13 protein-coding genes and 1 tRNA gene are annotated in these 11,348 nt (G+C 68.5%); 10 read left to right on the top strand and 4 right to left on the bottom strand.

From position 1 onward, the window contains the following. Positions 1-6: 6 nt before the first annotated feature. Entirely contained in the window at positions 7-1,653 is a 1,647-nt protein-coding gene (locus tag ACZYZ9_RS01325) for a recombinase family protein (protein ID WP_012394803.1), read from the top strand. Here the strand turns inward: ACZYZ9_RS01325 and ACZYZ9_RS01320 are convergent. Further along, positions 1,635-1,720 (bottom strand) — tRNA-Leu (locus ACZYZ9_RS01320). The two genes, ACZYZ9_RS01325 and ACZYZ9_RS01320, sit on opposite strands and share 19 nt — an antisense overlap. A gap of 110 nt (positions 1,721-1,830) precedes the next feature. Between ACZYZ9_RS01320 and ACZYZ9_RS01315 the strand changes: the two genes are divergently transcribed. Genes ACZYZ9_RS01315 through ACZYZ9_RS01305 form a run of 3 tightly spaced genes read left to right on the top strand, consistent with a single transcriptional unit; the run spans position 1,831 to position 4,307 of the window. Next, positions 1,831-3,171, top strand: coding sequence for a M20/M25/M40 family metallo-hydrolase (locus ACZYZ9_RS01315; RefSeq protein ID WP_463824436.1), 1,341 nt, complete (start codon positions 1,831-1,833; stop codon positions 3,169-3,171). A 19-nt stretch (positions 3,172-3,190) separates the two neighbouring features. Next, the gene (locus ACZYZ9_RS01310; protein ID WP_463824435.1) at positions 3,191-3,718 is read left to right on the top strand and encodes a YbhB/YbcL family Raf kinase inhibitor-like protein; all 528 of its coding nucleotides are present in this window, start codon (positions 3,191-3,193) and stop codon (positions 3,716-3,718) included. Positions 3,719-3,746: 28 nt separating this feature from the next. Continuing rightward, complete coding sequence (locus ACZYZ9_RS01305; RefSeq protein ID WP_463824434.1) at positions 3,747-4,307, top strand: alpha/beta hydrolase; 561 nt, start codon at positions 3,747-3,749, stop codon at positions 4,305-4,307. On the opposite strand, the gene ACZYZ9_RS01300 is transcribed toward ACZYZ9_RS01305, so the two are convergent. From ACZYZ9_RS01300 to ACZYZ9_RS01290, 3 genes are read right to left on the bottom strand one after another with little or no spacing between them, the layout of a single operon-like run. After that, on the bottom strand, positions 4,304-5,380 hold the full coding sequence (locus ACZYZ9_RS01300; RefSeq protein ID WP_463824911.1) for a quinone-dependent dihydroorotate dehydrogenase: 1,077 nt from the start codon (positions 5,378-5,380) through the stop codon (positions 4,304-4,306). The genes ACZYZ9_RS01305 and ACZYZ9_RS01300 overlap by 4 nt on opposite strands. Before the next feature lie 2 nt (positions 5,381-5,382). Then, on the bottom strand, positions 5,383-5,625 hold the full coding sequence (locus tag ACZYZ9_RS01295; RefSeq protein ID WP_463824433.1) for a DUF5703 family protein: 243 nt from the start codon (positions 5,623-5,625) through the stop codon (positions 5,383-5,385). Next, on the bottom strand, positions 5,622-6,596 hold the full coding sequence (locus tag ACZYZ9_RS01290) for a YncE family protein (RefSeq protein WP_463824910.1): 975 nt from the start codon (positions 6,594-6,596) through the stop codon (positions 5,622-5,624). The genes ACZYZ9_RS01295 and ACZYZ9_RS01290 overlap by 4 nt, the downstream gene beginning before the upstream one ends. 157 nt (positions 6,597-6,753) lie before the next feature. Here ACZYZ9_RS01290 and ACZYZ9_RS01285 point away from each other — a divergent pair, with 157 nt between their 5' ends. The 6 genes from ACZYZ9_RS01285 to ACZYZ9_RS01260 all read left to right on the top strand — a co-directional run bounded on the left by ACZYZ9_RS01285 (position 6,754) and on the right by ACZYZ9_RS01260 (position 10,926). Next, positions 6,754-7,056 carry a hypothetical protein gene (locus ACZYZ9_RS01285; RefSeq protein ID WP_463824432.1) on the top strand — a complete coding sequence of 101 codons (303 nt, stop codon included), beginning with the start codon at positions 6,754-6,756 and terminating at the stop codon, positions 7,054-7,056. 63 nt (positions 7,057-7,119) lie between these two features. Further along, positions 7,120-7,950 (top strand): undecaprenyl-diphosphate phosphatase, encoded by an 831-nt coding sequence (locus ACZYZ9_RS01280; RefSeq protein WP_463824909.1) that lies wholly within the window; start codon positions 7,120-7,122, stop codon positions 7,948-7,950. After that, positions 7,947-8,669, top strand: coding sequence for a histidine phosphatase family protein (locus tag ACZYZ9_RS01275; protein ID WP_463824431.1), 723 nt, complete (start codon positions 7,947-7,949; stop codon positions 8,667-8,669). Before ACZYZ9_RS01280 ends, ACZYZ9_RS01275 begins: the two co-directional genes overlap by 4 nt. A 64-nt stretch (positions 8,670-8,733) precedes the next feature. Continuing rightward, positions 8,734-9,321, top strand: a complete 588-nt coding sequence (locus ACZYZ9_RS01270) for a DUF3090 domain-containing protein (RefSeq protein ID WP_463824430.1) — start codon at positions 8,734-8,736, stop codon at positions 9,319-9,321. Then, positions 9,305-10,120: an SCO1664 family protein gene (locus ACZYZ9_RS01265; protein ID WP_463824429.1), complete on the top strand. Its 816-nt coding sequence runs from the start codon at positions 9,305-9,307 to the stop codon at positions 10,118-10,120. Before ACZYZ9_RS01270 ends, ACZYZ9_RS01265 begins: the two co-directional genes overlap by 17 nt. Positions 10,121-10,137: 17 nt before the next feature. Then, a complete protein-coding gene (locus tag ACZYZ9_RS01260; protein WP_463824428.1) occupies positions 10,138-10,926 on the top strand; it encodes a 3'(2'),5'-bisphosphate nucleotidase CysQ in 789 nt (262 codons plus the stop codon). Positions 10,927-11,348 lie beyond the last annotated feature (422 nt).

Here is an 11,348-nt window from a genome sequence, read left to right as displayed (position 1 = left end):
AGTGGCGTGAGCCTGAGGTTCGCCTTCTATGGCCGAGTGAGCACGGAGGACGCTCAAGACCCGGAGGCGAGCCGCAGCTGGCAGAAGCGGCGTGCCATGGACCTGATCACTCCGCACGGCGGATTCATCGCCGCCGACTACTTCGATGTGGGACAGAGCCGTTCACTGCCGTGGAAGCGCAGGCCAGAGGCGTCACGTCTGCTTGCTGATGTCGCTTGTCGGGACCGTAGCTTTGATGCCGTAGTGATTGGGGAACCCGCCCGTGCGTTCTACGGGCCGCAGTTTGCGCTCACCTTCCCTGTCCTCACGCACTACGGAGTTGGCCTGTGGGTACCCGAGGTCGGCGGAGCGGTCGATCCCGGCTCCGAGGCACACGACCTGGTGATGACTCTGTTCGGCGGCATGAGCAAGGGAGAGCGCGCTCGAATCCAGATGCGCGTCCGTACGGCGATGTCAGCACTCGCGCACGACACCGCCAGATATCTCGGTGGTCGACCACCCTACGGTTACCGGCTCGTCGATGCCGGCCCGCATCCAAACCCTGCCAAGGCCAATCTTGGGCAGCGGCTTCACCGCCTCGAACCCGACCCCGCGACATCTTCGGTCGTCGAGCGGATCTACCGCATGTACGCCGACGGAGCGGGCCTGCGCTATATCGCGCAACGGCTCACCGACGATGGTGTACCGTCACCGAGCCAGTACGACCCGGCACGGAATCGGCATCGTGACCCACGAGGATGGTCCCATTCGGCGATCCGCGCGATACTCGACAACCCGGCGTACCGCGGTATCCGTGTTTGGGGCAAGCAGGAGAAATACGAGGTTCTGGTCAACCCCGATGATGTCGCTGCGGGGTATGAGACTCGTATGCGGTGGCGTGATGAGGCCGACTGGATCGCACCAGAACGCCGCACGCATGAAGCGCTGATCCGTGACGAACTAGCGCAGGCTGTTCGTCTTCGGATGCAGGCGCGGCGGGGTCCCGGTCTTGTTTGCAGCAGAGAGTCAACAGTGCCATATGCACTGCGTGGGCTGCTGTTCTGTGCCGCATGTGGACGGCGGATGCAGGGCGCTGCCCGCGCCGGGAAGCGAACAACACGCATCCTCTACCGTTGTGAGCTCGGTAAGTCGCGTTCGGTACCCGCGGACCTGAGTGATCACCCGCGCACCGTCTACCTCCGTGAAGATGAGGTGACTGCGCGACTTGACGAATGGATCGCCACCCTGGCCGATCCGGCCGACTTGGCACGCGGGCAAGACGCGGACCCGGTAGCAGGGGCTGGCTACGCGGCCTTGCGGCGCCAGCTCAGCGAGGCGAATGCGAAGGTTGCTGCTCTGGTTACCGCCGTGGAGTCTGGTGTGGCCGTTGAGGATTTGACTGTTGCATTGCGCCGCCGCACCGCCGAGCGCGACGAGCTGAAGGTCCGTCTTGAGCAAGCGGAGCGACCTCGCGTCATGACTGCCGCACAAATCAGCGAGTTGGTTGAGGAATTGGGCGGGCTGTCAGCAGTGCTTGGTGAGGCAACCGGGGCGGAACGCGCTCAGGTATACGCAAGCCTGGGCCTGCGCCTCGACTACGACCCGCATCTTCAGCGAGTCACGGCGACTGCCGACTTAAGTCGTGTCGCCGGACGTGTCCGAGGGGGGACTTGAACCCCCACGCCCATTAGTAGGGCACTAGCACCTCAAGCTAGCGCGTCTGCCATTCCGCCACTCGGACATAACCAACCGCAAGAGTTGGCAGCTAAGGCTATCGGATCGGTCCGCCACGACCCAATCGGCCCAGCACGGGCGGCGGGAGCGCGCTGCGGAGTGGTAGGAAAGGAGACTGTGACCCTTCCCGCTGACCAGGTTTTCGTCGACGACGTGGCTGAGGTGGTCAGCACGCTGATCCGGTTCGACACCACCAACACCGGCGATCTGGCGACCACCAAGGGCGAGGAGCAGTGTGCCCAGTGGATAGCCGGGCAACTGGCCGAGGTCGGCTACCGGACCGAATACGTCGAGTCCGGAGCGCCGGGTCGCGCCAACGTGTTCGCCCGGCTGCCGGGGGCCGATCCGTCCCGGGGGGCGCTGATGATCCACGGGCACCTCGACGTGGTGCCCGCCGAACCCGCCGAGTGGAGTGTGCATCCGTTCTCCGGCGCCATCGAGGGCGGCTACGTTTGGGGCCGCGGCGCGGTCGACATGAAAGACATGGTGGGCATGACGTTGGTGCTGGCCCGCCATCTGCGCCGGACCGGCATCGTCCCGCCGCGCGACCTGGTGTTCGCATTCCTCGCGGACGAGGAGAACGGCGGCAAGTACGGGGGACAGTGGCTGGTGGACAACCGCCCCGACCTGTTCGCCGGGGTGACCGAGGCGATCGGCGAGGTCGGCGGCTTCTCGCTGACCGTGCCGCGCCGCGACGGCGGGGAGCGCCGCCTGTACCTGATCGAGACCGCCGAGAAGGGCATCTCCTGGATGCGGCTGACCGCGCAGGGCCGCCCCGGGCACGGGTCGATGGTGCACGACCACAATGCGGTCACCGTGTTGGCCGAGGCGGTCGCCCGATTGGGTCGCCACCAGTTCCCGCTGGTCATCACCCCCACGGTCGCGGAGTTCCTCGCCGCGGTCGGCGAGGAGACCGGACTGGTCCTCGACGTCACCTCGCCCGATCTCGACGGGGTCATCGACAAGCTGGGCCCGATGGCCCGCATGCTCAAAGCGGTGCTGCACGACACCGCCAACCCGACCATGCTCAAGGCCGGGTACAAGGCCAATGTGGTGCCTGCGACCGCGGAGGCGGTGGTGGACTGCCGCGTGCTGCCGGGACGGCAGGCGGCCTTCGAAGCAGAGGTGGACGCGCTGATCGGGCCCGACGTGACCCGAGAATGGATCCGCAGCCTGGACTCTTACGAGACCACTTTCGACGGCGACCTGGTCGACGCGATGAACGCCGCGGTGCTTGCCGTCGACCCGGACGGGCGGACGGTGCCCTACATGCTCTCCGGCGGTACCGATGCAAAAGCGTTCGCGCGCTTGGGAATTCGTTGCTTCGGGTTCAGTCCGCTGCGGCTGCCGCCGGAGTTGGACTTCTCGTCGCTGTTCCACGGCATCGACGAGCGGGTACCCATCGAAGCGCTGCGGTTCGGCACCCAGGTGCTGGCGCACTTCCTCACGCACTGCTGATCACACGAAAGGACTGTTCATGACTGTGCCCAATCCCTATGACGCGTTGCCCGACCTGCCGTCGTTCACCCTGACCTCGGAGTCGATCACCGACGGAGAATCGCTGGCCAACGCTCAGGTCAGCGGAATCATGGGCGCCGGCGGTGAGGACGTGAGCCCGCAACTGAGCTGGTCGGACTTCCCGGCGGAGACGCGCAGCTTCGCGGTCACCGTCTACGACCCGGATGCGCCCACCGCCTCCGGATTCTGGCACTGGGCGGTGGCCAACCTGCCGGTCGACGTCACCGAACTTCCGGCCGGCGCCGGCGACGGCAACAACCTGCCGGGCGGCGCGCTGACGCTGCTCAACGATGCCGGGCAGCGACGCTACATCGGCGCGGCCCCACCGCCCGGGCACGGGCCGCACCGCTACTACGTCGCCGTACACGCGGTGGATGTCGACAAACTCGAACTCGACGAAGACGCCAGCCCCGCCTACCTGGGTTTCAACCTCTTCCAGCACGCGATCGCCCGGGCCGTGATCCACGCGACCTACGAGCAGAAGTAGGCGCCGGGCACGCTCGATGCGCGGCTGCGTGCTGGTGCTGCCGGGTGGGCAGGTCCGCAGCGAGCAAACGTTTCGGTGGTGGCAGCCGGCCGGGTTGCGGATGGCTTTCCTCGTCTACGCCTTGCGGCGTCGGCTCGGACGCGGTGTCAAAGTGGTTCTGGTGCGCTACCGGCTGCGGGGGTGGAACAGCCCACGCCAGGATCCGGTAGGTGACGCCCGGACCGTGCTCCGTCTGCTCCGCGCCCGCTGCGAGCCGGAAAAGGTTGTGCTGGTTGGACATTCGATGGGCGGGCGGGTCGCGGCGCACCTGGCCGCTGAGGGTGGCATCGATGCGGTGGTGGCCTTGGCGCCGTGGTGGCATGGCGACAAGGGCGATCTGATCCCGGTCGGTACGCGACTGCTGGTGGTGCACGGCAGCGCGGATACTCGCACCGACCCGCAGATCTCCCGTGCGCAGACGCAGCGCGCCCGGCAGCGCGGGGTGGACGCCCAGTGGGTGGGCATCGAGGGGGTCGGCCACCACATGATCCGGCATTGGCGCGAATGGCACTCGCGCACCGCCGATTTCATCGCCGACCAGTTGAGCTAACCCGGCGGTGTCTCTCTGCCGACCGCGGATCCGACGGCGTCACCCAGCCCGCGGAAGCCACCGTCGCGCAACCGCTGGGCGAGGCCGTCGTGAATGTGCTTGGCCCACAGGCCTCCTCCGTAGACGAAGCCGGTGTAACCCTGCAGCAGCGAGGCTCCGGACACGATGCGCTCCCAGGCGTCGTCAGCGGTCTCGATGCCGCCCACGCTGATCAGCGCCAACCGATCCCCGACACGCGCATACAGTCGGCGCAGCACCGCCACAGCGCGTCGCGCCACCGGCGGGCCGGAGATGCCGCCGGGGCCCAACTCGTCGACGCCGGGCGTACGCAGGCCGTGCCGCGACACAGTGGTGTTGGTGGCCACGATGCCCGCCAGACCCAACTCCACGGCCAGATCGGCGATGTCGTCGATTTCGGCATCGGCGAGGTCGGGAGCGATCTTGACCAGCACCGGCGTCGTGGGGGCTTCGGCCAGCACGGCCGAGAGCACCGGCCGCAGGGACTCCACCGCCTGCAGATCACGCAGGCCCGGTGTGTTCGGCGAACTGACGTTGACCACCAGATACGACGCCAGCGGCGCCAACAGCCGGGCGCTGGCCCGGTAGTCTTCCACCGCGTCGGCGGCGGTCTTGGTCTTGCCGATGTTTACCCCGAGCGGCACCTCGGGCACCCACTGGGCCAGCCGCGCGGCCAGCGCGCCGGCGCCGTGGTTGTTGAAGCCCATCCGGTTGAGCAGGGCGCGATCCTCGGGCAGCCGGAACAACCGCGGAGTCGGATTGCCGGGCTGCGCGTGGGCGGTGACGGTGCCGATCTCGGCGTACCCGAAACCCATTGCGCCCCAGACTGACAGGCCGGTCCCGTCCTTATCGAAGCCGGCCGCCAACCCCAGGGGCGCCGGAAAACGCACCCCGAACACGGTGCTGGCCAGGATCGGATCCGTCGGGGCCAGTCTCCGGCTCAGCGCGCGGCGGGCCGGCCCGCCGGCGGTGGCACCGCGCAGCGCAGCAAAGACCAAGGTGTGCACGCGTTCGGCCGGCACCTGGAACAGCACGCCACGCAGCAGACCGTACACGCTCACGGTTCCGACGGTTCGGTTACACGAATCTTCTTGCGCCGCAACAACACCCGCCTGCTGCCATCGGTGTAGAGCCGCACCCGGGTCAGCTCCCAGCCGCGGTACTCCGCCTCGATCGACAGCCGGGTGGACGCGCTGAGCCGGGTGACATCCGGCGGCAGCCGCAGCGGGGCCCACTCGTACTCGTCGGACATATCCGCTTCCCACCCGGCGGGCAGTCGGCTCCACCGCGGCGCCGTCACTGCCGGCCCGCCGCGTGCTCGATGACCTGAACTCCCGCACCGGACGCGGACACCACATACAAGGTGTCCGACGCCTCGTCGAAGGCCAGCGAGTTCGGTTGCTGCACGGTTGGGTAACGCACCTTTTCCACGGGGATTCCGGTGCTCAGATCGTAACCAACGACCTCGTTGGACGCCGTCTGGGACACCCACGCCAAGGTGTTGGACCCGACCAGACCGTAGGGCGCCCGGCGCACCGGGAACGCCTGACGCAGGATCAGCGGGTTCACGCCGTACACCAGCAGCAGGCCGCCGCGGGTGTCGGCGACCAGCACCCGGCCCGCCGGGTCGACGGTGAGCGTCGTCGCCCCCTCCCCGGCCCGCAGCGCCTGCTCGGCGCGGCCGTCGGCGCCGATCGACGTCACCGAGGTCTGCCCGCAGTCCAGCACAACGGTCGTATCGCCTTGTGTCGCAAGCGCATCGACGCGCGCGAAGATCTTGGTGCGGTTGGCGATGTTTGTTGGGAGTACGTCGCCGTCGAGCGTGTATACCGCGCCGTCGGCGCTGCCCAACACCAGCCTGCCGTCGGCACGCCGCGCGATCGCGGTGAAATCCACCCGCTCGGCGACGCGCACCGCGGTGCTGGTGCCGCGCGCCAGGTCGACGGTCAGGTAACCGCCCGAGGTCGCCAGGTAGGCCGTCCCGCGCCCGTCGCCGGCCAACGCGGTCGCGGGTCCGGGCAGTGGGATCTCGCGCGGTGCGGCCTGCGCGCCGATCAGGGCGATGCTGGCGGGTGCGGCCGGGTCGGGGCCGGGGGACAGGACCACCAACTGGCGGGTGCCGGCGTCGAATACGGCGCGTTGCGGGTGCCCCCCGAGTGGTCGCACCGTGCCGGCCGGATTCGCAGCGGGCGGTGCCACCGCGGGACCGGCGGGTTGGATGGTGGGTGGCGCGGCCGTCAGCCCATCCGACGAACACCCAGCCACCAGCATCAGCAGCGTCAGCAGCGCCACCGCGCACCGATTCGGTGACCTCAACCGACCACTCCCGCGACGTCGGCGGCAACCCTGGCTTGTCGAAGGAACGGCACCGCGCTCAATTCCGTCATTTTGGCGGTGTGAAACGGTACGGCGGGGGTATTCTGCCCGTATGACCGTCATCGTTGACCGGCATATTGCAAACCATGAGTTTGTTTTCGAGGACATCAGCGCTGGAATCTTCGCCAGCGGGTATGGACAGGTCGGGGATGGCCGCAGCTTCTCCTTCCACATCGAGCACCATGCGCTCGTCGTTGAAATCTACCGGCCCCGCCTCTCGGGACCCGTTCCGCAGGATGAAGACGTGGTGGCGCGCGCTGTGCGCAGCGTCCGCGACATCGACCTCACCGATGAACGCAGCCTAGCCGCCGCGGTACGCGACTCCGTCGCCCACGCGGTACCCGTCGCGCGCTGAACCGGTCTCCGCAAGCTCCACCCTCAACCAGGTACGGTCGTCGTCGTGTCCGCCGTCGTGCCCATGTCCTGGGGACAAGTCGTCGTCCTTTCCGTGGTGCAGGGACTGACGGAGTTTCTGCCGGTCTCGTCCTCGGGGCATCTGGCGATCGTGTCGCGGGTGTTCTTCAGCGGGGACGCCGGTGCGTCGTTCACCGCGGTCAGCCAACTGGGGACCGAGGCCGCGGTTCTGCTCTACTTCGGGCGCGACATCGTGCGCATCCTGCGTTCGTGGTGCAACGGGCTGATCGTGAAGTCTCAGCGCGACGCCGACTACCGGCTGGGCTGGTACGTCATCATCGGCACCATTCCGATCTGCGTGCTGGGCCTGCTGTTCAAAGATCTGATCCGGTCCGGCGTGCGCAATCTGTGGGTGGTGGCCGCGGCGCTGGTGGTGTTCTCGGGGGTGATCGCGCTGGCCGAATATCTGGGCCGGCAACGACGCGACATGGAACATCTGAACTGGCGTGACGCCGTCATCGTGGGCGGCGCGCAGTGCCTGGCGCTGGTACCGGGAGTGTCGCGCTCCGGGGCGACCATCAGCGCCGGGTTGTTCCTGGGGCTGGAACGCGAACTGGCCGCCCGCTTCGGTTTCCTGCTGGCCATCCCGGCGGTGCTCGCCTCCGGCCTGTTCTCGCTGCCCGACGCTTTCCACCCGATCACCGAAGGGATGAGCGCCACCGGCCCACAGCTGCTGGCATCGACCCTGATCGCGTTCGGGATCGGCCTGGCCGCGGTGTCGTGGTTCCTGCGTTTTCTGGTGCGGCACAACATGTACTGGTTCGTCGGGTATCGGGTGCTGGTCGGTGGCGCAGTGCTGATCCTGCTGGCGACCGGGACGGTCGCGGCGACATGACCGTGCTGCTGGTGCGTCACGGCCGGTCCACGTCGAACACAGCGGGGACCCTGGCCGGCCGCTCCGAGGGCGTCGACCTTGACGACAAGGGACGCCAGCAGGCCGCCGGGCTGGTCGATCGGATCGGTGATCTGTCGATCCAAGCGGTGGTGACTTCGCCGCTGCTGCGGTGCCGTCGCACCGTGGAGCCGCTGGCTGAGGCGCTGTGTCTGGAGCCGCTGGTCGAGGACCGGATCGCCGAAGTCGACTACGGCGAATGGACCGGCCGCAAGATCGGCGAGCTGGTCAGCGAGCCGCTGTGGCGGGTGGTGCAGGCCCATCCCAGCGCGGCGGTGTTTCCGGGCGGGGAAGGCCTGGCACAGGTCCAGGCTCGCGCGGTGGCTGCCATCCGGGAGCACGACCGCCGCCTCGGCGAGCAGCACGGCGGTGACGCGCTGTGGGTGGCCTGCACCCATGGCGACGTCATCAAAGCGGTGATCGCCGACGCCTACGGGATGCACCTGGACAGCTTCCAGCGCGTCAACGCTGATCCGGCGTCGGTGAGCGTGGTGCGCTACTCGCCGCTGCGCCCGTTTGTGTTGCACGTCAATCACACCGGGGCGCGGCTGTCGGCCGGCCTGCACGCGGCGCCTCCAGCTCAGCCGGAGGAAAAGCCCGCGGAGGCGTCGGACGGCGAAGTGGCTTCCAGCGACGCCGTGGTGGGCGGCTCCACCGGTTAGCGGGGCGCGCCCTGGGAATACGAGTCGCACAGCGACATCACCTGCACGGTATTTTGGAAGAGCCATGGCCCGCGCAATTCACGTATTCCGTACACCCGACCGCTTCGTGGCCGGGACCGTCGGGCAGCCCGGAAACCGCACCTTCTACATCCAGGCGGAGCACGACTCCCGAGTGGTGTCGGTGGTGCTGGAAAAACAGCAGGTCGCGGTGCTGGCTGAACGGATCGGCGCGCTGCTGCTCGAGGTCAATCGGCGCTTCGGCACGCCGGTGCCCCCCGAACCCACCGAGGTCGACGACCTGAGCCCATTGACCATGCCGGTGGACGCCGAATTCCGGGTCGGGACGATGGGGCTGGGCTGGGATTCCGAGGCGCAGACCGTGGTGGTCGAGCTGCTGGCTGTCACTGATGCAGAGTTCGACGCTTCAGTGGTGCTCGACGACACCGACGAAGGTCCCGATGCGGTGCGGGTGTTTCTGACCCCGGAGTCGGCCCGCCAGTTCGCGACCCGGTCCAACCGCGTCATCTCGGCCGGCCGTCCGCCGTGCCCGTTGTGCGATGAACCGCTGGATCCCGAGGGACACATCTGCGCACGCACCAACGGCTACCGGCGCGACGCGCTCTTCGGGTCCACCGATGAACCCGAGGTCTGACGAACGCGAGGCGCTGCGGGACGGCGAACTGACAGTCCTCGGCCGGATACGCTCGGCGAGCAACGCCACCTTCCTCTGCGAGGCAGCGCTGGGTTCGGTGGCCGTGCACTGCGTCTACAAGCCGGTCGCCGGGGAGCAACCCCTGTGGGACTTTCCCGACGGCACGTTGGCCGGCCGCGAACTCGGGGCCTATCTGGTATCGCAGGCGCTGGGGTGGAACATTGTGCCGCACACCATCATTCGCGACGGGCCCGCCGGTCCCGGCATGCTGCAGCTGTGGGTGCAGCAGCCCGGCGATGCCGCCGACTCCGATCCGCGGCCCGGCCCCGACCTGGTGGATCTGTTTCCCACCGGCAAACCGGAGCCCGGTTACCTGCCGGTGCTGCGGGCCTACGACTATGCCGGTGACGAGGTGGTGCTGATGCACGCAGACGACGCGCGACTGCGGCGGATGGCGGTCTTCGACATCCTGGTCAACAACGCCGACCGCAAGGGCGGCCACGTCCTGCACGGACTGGACGACAACGTCTACGGGGTCGACCACGGCGTGAGCCTGCACGTGCAGGACAAGCTGCGCACCGTGCTGTGGGGGTGGGCCGGCAAGCCGATCGACGAACCGACGCTGGAAGCGGTCGCCGGGCTGGTCGACGCGCTGCGCGGCCCGCTGGCCGCCGAGCTGCGGGGCCGGATCACCACCGCAGAGATCGCGGCGCTGACCCGCCGCGCGCACGCGTTGCTGGACGATCCGGTGATGCCCAGCCCGAACCGGCACCGCCCGATTCCGTGGCCGGCGTTCTGACCGGCGATACTGGGGCGGTGAACCCGGCCGCGAGCGACCTGACGGACGCCGCGCTGGCCGCGGAGCTGGCCGTCGACGCGGGAAAGCTGCTGCTCAAGGTGCGCGACGAGGTCGGTTTCGACTACCCCTGGGAGCTGGGCGATGCCGGTGACCGCCGGGCGAACTCCCTGATCTTGCGTCGCCTTGCGGTTGCGCGGCCCGAGGACGCAGTGCTCAGTGAGGAAGCTCACGACGACCTGGTCCGGCTGAAATCCGACCGGGTGTGGATCATCGACCCGCTGGACGGCACCCGCGAGTTCTCCATGCGGGGCCGCGACGACTGGGCGGTGCACATCGCGCTGTGGCAACGCCCGTCCAATGGCAGGCATCAAATCACCGACGCCGCGGTGTCGCTGCCGGCGCGCGGCAACATCGTGTACCGCACGGACACCGTCACCGCGGATGCCGCGCCCGTCGGCGTTCCCGACGTCATCCGCATCGCTGCGAGCGCCACCCGCCCGCCGGCCATCCTCTACCGCATGCGTCAGCTCATCGACATCGAGCTGGTGCGGATCGGGTCGGCGGGCGCCAAGGCAATGGCGGTCATCGACGGGGTGGCCGACGCCTACGTGCACGCTGGCGGGCAGTGGGAGTGGGATTCGGCCGCGCCGGCCGGTGTGGTGCTGGCCGCCGGGATGCACGCCTCGCGTCTGGACGGCTCGCCGTTGCTGTACAACCAGCTGGACCCCTACCTGCCGGATCTGCTGATGTGCCGCAGCGAGGTGGCGCCGATCCTGCTGGACGCGATCCGCCAGTCGTGGTGGTGACCCCGGTTCGGTCACCGGGCGAGCCGACGGCGTTGGGTGTGAGCTGACGGCCTTGAGTGTGAGCCGACGGCGTTGAGTGTGAGCCGACGGCGTTGAGTGTGAGCGCTGTGCGGCAGAATCGCGAAAGTAGCGCCCTCAGCTCACTCTGAAATCCGTGTCTTCACACTCAATTGCCGGCCCGCGCTGCTCATGAACGGCTGCATCGTCCGGCGGGATTGATTGCGCGCCTTCTTCTCAGCCCGCTGCGCGGGCTGCATCGTCGCCACGCGGGGTCTGATTGCGCGCCTCCTTCTCAGCCCGCTGCGCGGGCTGCATCGTCGCCACGCGGGGTCTGATTGCGCGCCTCCTTCTCAGCCCGCTGCGCGGGCTGCATCGTCGCCACGCGGGGTCTGATTGCGCGCCTCCTTCTCAGCCCGCTGCGC

The organism is Mycobacterium sp. IDUB_28, from assembly GCF_055419285.1.
The sequence above is the reverse complement of the archived record's forward strand: the minus strand, read 5'-3'. Positions and strand labels throughout refer to the sequence as shown.

Coding starts and splice junctions, on each gene's coding strand:
- ACZYZ9_RS01310 (WP_463824435.1), top strand. CDS start 3,191: ATGACTGTGCCCAATCCCTATGACGCGTTGCCCGACCTGCCGTCGTTC.
- ACZYZ9_RS01270 (WP_463824430.1), top strand. CDS start 8,734: ATGGCCCGCGCAATTCACGTATTCCGTACACCCGACCGCTTCGTGGCC.
- ACZYZ9_RS01280 (WP_463824909.1), top strand. CDS start 7,120: ATGTCCTGGGGACAAGTCGTCGTCCTTTCCGTGGTGCAGGGACTGACG.
- ACZYZ9_RS01285 (WP_463824432.1), top strand. CDS start 6,754: ATGACCGTCATCGTTGACCGGCATATTGCAAACCATGAGTTTGTTTTC.
- ACZYZ9_RS01290 (WP_463824910.1), bottom strand. CDS start 6,596: ATGCTGGTGGCTGGGTGTTCGTCGGATGGGCTGACGGCCGCGCCACCC.
- ACZYZ9_RS01265 (WP_463824429.1), top strand. CDS start 9,305: ATGAACCCGAGGTCTGACGAACGCGAGGCGCTGCGGGACGGCGAACTG.
- ACZYZ9_RS01275 (WP_463824431.1), top strand. CDS start 7,947: ATGACCGTGCTGCTGGTGCGTCACGGCCGGTCCACGTCGAACACAGCG.